8 protein-coding genes are annotated in these 7408 nt (G+C 46.3%); 4 read left to right on the top strand and 4 right to left on the bottom strand.

The features are described from left to right. The coding region (locus NYG90_RS07625; RefSeq protein ID WP_285264910.1) for a hypothetical protein at nt 1-481 on the top strand (481 nt) is incomplete at its 5' end. Between the two features lie 318 nt (nt 482-799). Here NYG90_RS07625 and NYG90_RS07620 read toward each other — a convergent pair. From NYG90_RS07620 to NYG90_RS07605, 4 genes are all read right to left on the bottom strand, one after another. Further along, the gene (locus NYG90_RS07620) at nt 800-1798 is read right to left on the bottom strand and encodes a radical SAM protein (RefSeq protein ID WP_285257230.1); all 999 of its coding nucleotides are present in this window, start codon (nt 1796-1798) and stop codon (nt 800-802) included. Nucleotides 1799-1801: 3 nt separating this feature from the next. After that, nucleotides 1802-4114 (bottom strand): type I DNA topoisomerase, encoded by a 2313-nt coding sequence (topA, locus tag NYG90_RS07615; protein WP_285257231.1) that lies wholly within the window; start codon nt 4112-4114, stop codon nt 1802-1804. A 76-nt stretch (nt 4115-4190) separates the two neighbouring features. Further along, the gene (locus NYG90_RS07610; RefSeq protein WP_434062735.1) at nt 4191-5114 is read right to left on the bottom strand and encodes a cation diffusion facilitator family transporter; all 924 of its coding nucleotides are present in this window, start codon (nt 5112-5114) and stop codon (nt 4191-4193) included. Nucleotides 5115-5292: 178 nt separating this feature from the next. Beyond that, entirely contained in the window at nt 5293-6075 is a 783-nt protein-coding gene (locus NYG90_RS07605; RefSeq protein WP_285257233.1) for a hypothetical protein, read from the bottom strand. A gap of 129 nt (nt 6076-6204) precedes the next feature. Between NYG90_RS07605 and rpmH the strand changes: the two genes are divergently transcribed. From rpmH to yidD, 3 genes are read left to right on the top strand one after another with little or no spacing between them, the layout of a single operon-like run. Further along, entirely contained in the window at nt 6205-6339 is a 135-nt protein-coding gene (gene rpmH, locus NYG90_RS07600) for a 50S ribosomal protein L34 (RefSeq protein WP_084330947.1), read from the top strand. A gap of 15 nt (nt 6340-6354) precedes the next feature. Beyond that, nucleotides 6355-6939 carry a ribonuclease P protein component gene (rnpA, locus tag NYG90_RS07595; RefSeq protein WP_285257234.1) on the top strand — a complete coding sequence of 195 codons (585 nt, stop codon included), beginning with the start codon at nt 6355-6357 and terminating at the stop codon, nt 6937-6939. 59 nt (nt 6940-6998) lie between these two features. After that, nucleotides 6999-7361: a membrane protein insertion efficiency factor YidD gene (gene yidD / locus NYG90_RS07590; protein WP_285257346.1), complete on the top strand. Its 363-nt coding sequence runs from the start codon at nt 6999-7001 to the stop codon at nt 7359-7361. The last annotated feature ends 47 nt before the right edge of the window (nt 7362-7408 follow it).

The following is a 7408-nucleotide window of genomic DNA, read 5'->3' as shown; positions in this document are numbered from 1 at the left end:
AAACCTAGAAGCCCAAGAAAACAGCCAAAGCCTAGAATCCACCAAAGAGAGCAGCCAAGTCACTGCGCAAAAAGTGGATTCTAGCGCGGATTCTAGCGAGCTAGCCCAAGAAGCCGCGCCAAGCACGGCGCAGGATTCTAGCGCGGATTCTAGCGCGGCGCAAAGTGATAGCGCAGTCAATCCAAAAGAGCCGCAGACTGAAAAAGAGAGCGACACCGCGCCAAGCACGGCGCAGGATTCTAGCACCGCGCAAAGCACGCAGGAGGGAACACCAAAAGAGTCGCTGGATTCTAAGATTGCGGAGGGAGAATCTGGGGCTTTCTCAAGAAACATCGGCTTGCGCCGAGCGGTGTCCCTTGTTTTGCAAGGCGAGCAAGGAGATAAGACTAGTGGTCTATTAAAGGATTTTAGCTCAAAAACTAAATCCCCCTATAATCTCATCTGTGTCATTATAAGCTGGCGCACTTACCTCGCGTGGTAATCCCTAGAATCCGCGCTAATGAAATCACCACACCTTATAGAATCCACTTTACAAAACTAGATTCTAGGTTTGGGTATTTTGGTTGGATTCTAGATTTGTTTTATGAATCGCCACGCGAGCAATCCACCTGCAAGTGAGAGAGTAGGAGAAATCAACTTATGAAAAATGAGTGCTACTAGAATCCACTTTTTAAAGCTTATAATGACAGCCCTTTATTATCACAGCTTTGGTATAAGCAACACTTAGCAATCCAAACAAAAACAATAAATACCACAAACCTAGAAGCCGCATTTACACGAGAATCTAGCTTTGAGAGCCTTAGTGCTTTGCTGTATAAAATTTATTTCCCCCTTGCTGCTTGATGATAACAGCACCTTGAGCGATGAGTGTTTGTAGCTGGGCTAATTCTTGCGGGCTAAAGATTTGTGCAGCTTCATCGCAGGCAATAGGACGCGTGGCGATGAGCTTTAGCAATGTCTCTTTGCTGCGAGGTGAGCTTTTTGCAGGTGGATTCTGGGCTAGATCATCTTGGCTATCTTGGTTTTTGGAGCTCACTCGGCTAGGCAGCATAAGCGGCAAACCGCTAAAAATCTCTGCCATCTCTTGCAATCGCTCATTGCTTAGAGGCTTTACTGCATAGGCACTTGGGCGATCGATACTCCCTAAATCCACGCGAGATATAGGGATCTGGCGCAGAAATTCTGCGATAGCATAGAGATTTTCTTGCGTGTCATTATGCCCTTGCACAAGCAGCACTTCTGCGATAAGCTCGCCCTTGTAGCTAGAGGCAAACTCCCTAATCCCCTGCAAAATCTGCGCTATATCAAGGCTTTTGCTTGGGCGATCTACCTTTTTAAACGCGCTAGGCACCACCGCATCTAAAGAAAACTTCACCATATCAAAAGCATTTAACGCGTGCTTTTGGGCTACAAGATTTGAGCCATTGCTTAGGATTAGCGATTTTGTGCCTTGTGGCAAAAATGGCGTAACCGCAGTGATGACTTCATACAAATGCGGATAGAGTGTAGGCTCGCCTGTGGCAGTGAAGCTTAGCACATCAATCGCCCTATGGACCTGCAACGCTTGCTTGATCGCTTGTATCACTGCTTGTGGTGGTAGCACGACTTCCATAGAGTCCATAGGACCTGCCTTGTGTAGCTCGCAATACACGCAGTCAAAGTTGCATTGCTTATGGCTTGGTGAGAGATCCACGCCAAGCGATAGCCCAAAGCGGCGCGATCGCACCGGACCAAAGATTATGGATTCTAGGGGATTGGGGCTAGAATCTATGCTTGATTTTTTTGTATTTTGCGGCACGATCTATGCCTTTTTTGCCTTGCTTGTGCGCGATGTGGCGGGGGCTTTGGTAGAAGTTTTAGCGGAAGCTTTGGCTAGAGTTTTGGCAGGAGCCTTGCCCAAAGGCTCTTGTGTCTGCCCATCATAGCGTGCCTTACACCGCAAGCACTCAAGCACTTCGCCACTTTTTAGCTGCTTTTGCCCAAGCATATAGCCACACTCTTTACACGCAAGATTAGTAGGCTGCAACGCCGTCAAAAAGGTGCATTTTGGGTAGTTTTTACAGCCATAGAAGCTCCCCCTGCGGCTTTGTCTTTGCACAAGCTCGCCCTTGCACTCTGGACAAGGGACTTCAAGGCTTGCCCTAGGGCTTTTCTCGCCACTTGCACCATTTAAGGGCTTGGCATTTTTGCACTCTGGGTAGCCGCTACACGCTAAAAACTCTCCCCTTTTGCCAAATTTTCTCACCATTGCCCTGCCGCATTTCTCACACACTTCTTCGCTGGATTCTAGAGCTTGATCTTCTTTTTTAATGTATTTGCATTTGGGGTAGCCGCTGCAGCCTACAAACTCTCCATAGCGACTCTTGCGCTTTACAAGCTCCTTGCCACACTCTGGGCAAAACTCTCCCGTGGGTGTGGCGATCTTTTGACTGGCGATGGTTGTTTTGCCCTGCGTGATTTTCGCCATAAATGGCTCGTAAAAATCCCACAACACTTCCTGCCAAGAGTGCTTGGCAAGCGCGATTTCATCAAGCTTTTCTTCCATATCCGCACTAAAGGCAGAATCCACTATTTCGCAAAAATGCTCCTCTAAAAGCGTGATGACTTGAAAGGCGGATTCTTGCGGGATAAGCTGGCGGTTTTGGATAGCGATATACTCCCTAGAAGCAAGCAGAGAAATCGTGGGTGCATAAGTGCTAGGACGCCCTATGCCTAGGGATTCTAGCATTTTGATAAGGCTTGCTTCAGAGTAGCGTGCTGGTGGCTCTGTGGTGTGCTTTTGCGCGGCGATGGATTCTGGTGTAATGAGAGCATTAAGCGTAAAATCAGGCAGCAAAGAGTCTTTATCATCATTGCCTAAAATAGCCAAATATCCATCAAAAAGCAGTTTCCTGCCGTGCGCCTTACACTCGCCCCTTTCACTTGTGAAAAACACATTTTGCACTTCATAGATGGCTTCTGTGCTTTGAGAGGCTAAAAATCTCTTATAAATCAGTGTATAGAGCTTTAGCTCATCGGGCTTTAGGTAGGATTTGGCGATTTCTGGCGTGAAGTTGATATTTGTAGGGCGGATGGCTTCGTGCGCTTCTTGCGCGCTTTTGGCGTTTCTCGTGTAGATTTTGGGCTTATCTGGGACATAGCTTGCTCCATACTTTTCCCCGATGTATTTGCGTGCGGCTTCTTGGGCGATTGTAGCGATATTTAGGCTATCTGTGCGCATATAGGTGATAACACCCATAACCCCACTATCTGTCGCCACGCCTTCATACAAACGCTGGGCGATGCTCATCGTGCGCGTAGGCGAGTAGCCAAGAGTAGATGACGCGCTTTGCTGCAAGGTAGAAGTCATAAATGGCGGAGGTGTTTGGGACTTTTTTTCCTTTTTGCTAATGTCGCGGATAGTGAAAGTGGATTCTAGCAAGGCTTGCACCATAGAATCCGCCATTTCCTGCGTGCTTATATCAAACTTTTGTAGCTTTTGTCCGCTGAAGTGCGTAAGCTCACTTTGCACACCATTAAACACCGCGCAAATAGTGTAGTAGTCTTGCGGCGTAAATGCCTGTATCTCTCGCTCTCTATCGACAACAATCTTTAGCGCAGCACTCTGCACCCTGCCTGCAGAAAGTCCTTTAGAAATTTTGCTAGCAATAAGCCCACTAAGCTTAAAGCCCACGATCCTATCAAGTAGTCGCCGCGCTTGCTGGGCATTGACTCTATCCATATCAATCGTGCGTGGCTGTGCTAATGCCTGCAAAATCGCGCCTTTGGTGATCTCGTGGAAGACTATGCGCGGGAAAGATTCTAGCGGCTTTGTGTTATCGATTGCTTGTGTGATATGATAGCCTATGGCTTCTCCCTCTCGATCTTCATCGGTGGCGATGTAAGTAGTCTTTGCCTTTTTGGAGAGCTTTTGGATCTGGGATACAAGCTCTTTGTGATCGCTAGGGATTTGATACTCTGGGATAAAGTGCCTATTTTCCACCTTGATCCCGAAAGAAAATTTAGGCAAATCGCGAATATGTCCCTTAGACGCGATGACTTCATACCCATCGCCTAAAAATGCCTTAATCGTCTTGGCTTTAGCTGGGGATTCTACAATGATAAGATCTTTCATATTGACTCTTTGTGTTTGTGTGGTGGATTATTGTAGCAAAAAGCACGCGCAATTTGTCAAGCTAGCTACCCACTGCCTAAAGCCATTTGGGATTAGCCGTGAAGCTCACAGACAGCCAGATTTTATAGCTTGGGATCTCAAGAGCTGCTTCAATATGATCGCGGATTTTATCAAAATCATCGATAGAAGTGATCGCGCAATCTGTCGTAGAATCTACTAAGATATTGATCTCTATCATATAGAACCGCCCCGATTTTGCTGTATGTGTATCATAATCACCAAAGCCAAACTTTTGACTAAGCTCTTCCATAATCTGCGTAATTTTCTCATCAAGATCCCTTGGCGCGACCATAATGAGATCTTTAAAATTCGCGATACAAATCCGCACAGGACTCACACACAAAAGCAGCGACAAAATCGCAAGCAACCCCGGATCAATATAGCGCGAGAGGATTAAAATCTGGCTAGAATCCAGGGGGATAAGACTGCGCAGGGATTCTATATTGTGCGATTGCAGTGGAGTTAGCAGCACATAGAGCAAGGCAAATGCACTAAGCGTGCCTAGATACAAGATACAATCAATTTTCCACTCTGTATTATCCACGCCGATGAGATCAGAATCTAGCCTCTTAGCATACACACTCGTATAGCCAAATAGCAGCGCACAAAAGCCAAAAGCACACAGCGTGTAAAGCACCGCTCCATCAAGCAGCACCTCATACCCACCAGAAAATATACTCTCTAGCGCAGTGATAAACGCATACAAACACACAAGCACCAAAATCAATGATTTAAAAAAATTCACCATAGGCTCAAAGCGCACATAGCCGTATTGAAACACATCATCATCTTCTTTATAGATGTAGCGCGAAGTGATCACGCTAAGCGCACCAAGCCCCACGCTAATAAGCGCGACAAAGCCATCAAAAATCACCGCCTTGCTCTGTATCCACACACCAAAGCCCACGCCAAATACCGCTAAAAATAGCGCGCTAAACATTGAAACTTTTAAGACAAATTGCTCTTTGGCATTGTTTAGGGCGATACTCTTAGTAGAATCCTGTGTAGATTCTACGCCGCTAGGCTTGGGGGCGTTAGGCTGCCTAGTTTTACGCACGCTTTTTATGTAATTATTTCGCGCTTTGAGAATCGTATCAAATGGTGTGTGATTCATACTGCTATCTTAACTTCTCTAGCCTAAAGGCAAATCTATGCACTTCACCCACAATCCGCACTTCTACTATCATTATGCCATTGTGCTTAATGCCCTTGTCCTTGATGACAACAAAGCCGCCTTGTGCCTTGTCGCTTGATAAGCTAGATTCTCGCAAGGCATTCATTAGTAGCACCTTAAGCGCACCGCGCTTCTCTTGTGCATAGGCGATTGTGCTTGGATTTTCTATCATAAATGGGCTTGCCATAAGCGGGAAATATAAAAACCCCGGACTTGCCACATAATAAAATGGTGAGATATTATAATGCACCATTTGGGCATTTACACTAGGCGTGGGCGTGGGGATATTGAAATCTTGCAAAATCTCAATAAAGTCATAATCACCCTTGCGCAGCCTGTCATAATCCACCACCTCTAATGCCACGCCTCCTATATGCGCACTAATATTTGCCGGGCTAAAGAGTAGAGATTGTGCGGAGTGTTTTTGTGCTACAGATGGCGTTAGCTGCGCACTGATATAAAGGACAATCACGCTATGGGCTATGTCTTTTTGCCCAAGCTCAACTTGCACACTAGAATCCACAAACCTAGAGCGCAAGATCTGCACGCCCTTTTGATAGCTCACGCCCCCTTGCTTCAAGGCTTTTATCTCTATGCCACTTGTTTGCTTAAGCATATCTAGCTCATCTTTTGTCGCGCTAAAATCCGCCGTAATGCCAAAGCGAGCGCACCCACCAAGCCACACAGCAAACACCAATCCAAGAGCTATATAAACACCCCTATACACACCAACTCCTAGCAATACTAAAATAACAATGCAACGATATAGCCAAAAAGTAAATACAGAGATTTTCAAGCTATACCTAAGGCAAGCTATGCTAGAATCCGCGCTTTACACTTAATTTAAAGGGTTTTTATGAAAAGGACTTACCAACCACACAACACACCACGCAAGAGGACACACGGATTCCGCGAGAGAATGAAGACAAAAAATGGTCGCCGAGTCATCAATGCAAGACGCGCCAAAGGACGCAAACGACTCGCAATCTAACGCTAGTAGGTCGCTATGGATTCACTTAAAACCAAGCAAGAATTTGACTTTGTCTATAAGCGTGGGTTTTCGCGCTATGCTAAAGGCTTCACGCTTTATGTGTGCAAGATCTCTAGCCTGCTAGGATCCCACACAAACACCCACCTATACCGCGATCACGATTCTCCTAAGCAGCCTTCAAAGCTCGGGCTTAGTATCTCTCGCAAAGTTGGCAATGCCGTAGTGCGCAACCGCCTAAAAAGACGCGTGCGTGCGATATGCAATGCAAATGAGCAGATCGCGTATGGATTGTGCTTGGTATTTGTCGCTAAGCCCGGTGTGGCAGATTTGAGCTTTGCAGAGCTGCAAGACTCACTCCACAAAACGCTAGCCTTTATCCTGCAGCATTTACACAAGGCAAAAGCCAAGCCTAGCCAAGCCCCACGCGCCCAAGCAATGCATAGCCCGGCAGATAAAGCAATGTCTCACAGCATAAGCAATCATAGCAAGGATAGCCTGCGCGTGGCTCAATGCTCGCGAGAAACAGCACACAAACCCACAAATGCCTATGCTAAAATTCACAACCAAAGCAATCTTGCTAGATTCTGTGATGTAATATGATAGTAGCAAGACAGACAGCTTTGCTCACACGCAAAAAAGGCAGCAAAATCGCGGTGGCTATGGTGCTGGGACTATGGCGATTGTATAAGGTGCTTCTATCGCCGCTATTTGGTAACTCGTGTAGATTTTACCCGACTTGTTCGCATTATGCTTGCTTGCTTTTGACACACGAGAATCCACTTCACGCGATGATGAAGATAGCTTATCGCCTTATGCGCTGCCAGCCTTTCGCACAAGGTGGGATAGAATACCCGATCATCAAAAAGCGATTTATAGCACATAGCATAGGAGTTACAAAGGGCATTGACCTAGAATCCACACACGCCCAAGACTTTGTGTATTGGTATGTCCCTATCCATACGCACAAGAGCGCGCAAGATGCTACTTGCTATGCCATCATTCCAGCACTTAGGAGTAAGTAATGCAATCTCAATCCCACATACTGCAGATGTCTCTACCAAGCAGCTAC

This window comes from Helicobacter zhangjianzhongii, from assembly GCF_030249855.1.
Lineage (GTDB): Bacteria > Campylobacterota > Campylobacteria > Campylobacterales > Helicobacteraceae > Helicobacter_B > Helicobacter_B zhangjianzhongii.
This window is presented reverse-complemented; position numbering and strand designations above follow the sequence as displayed.

Excerpts from the sequence above, each read along its gene's own strand:
- topA (WP_285257231.1), bottom strand. The coding sequence starts at position 4,114 with ATGAAAGATCTTATCATTGTAGAATCCCCAGCTAAAGCCAAGACGATT.
- NYG90_RS07610 (WP_434062735.1), bottom strand. The coding sequence starts at position 5,114 with ATGTTTAGCGCGCTATTTTTAGCGGTATTTGGCGTGGGCTTTGGTGTG.
- rpmH (WP_084330947.1), top strand. The coding sequence starts at position 6,205 with ATGAAAAGGACTTACCAACCACACAACACACCACGCAAGAGGACACAC.
- rnpA (WP_285257234.1), top strand. The coding sequence starts at position 6,355 with ATGGATTCACTTAAAACCAAGCAAGAATTTGACTTTGTCTATAAGCGT.
- yidD (WP_285257346.1), top strand. The coding sequence starts at position 6,999 with ATGGTGCTGGGACTATGGCGATTGTATAAGGTGCTTCTATCGCCGCTA.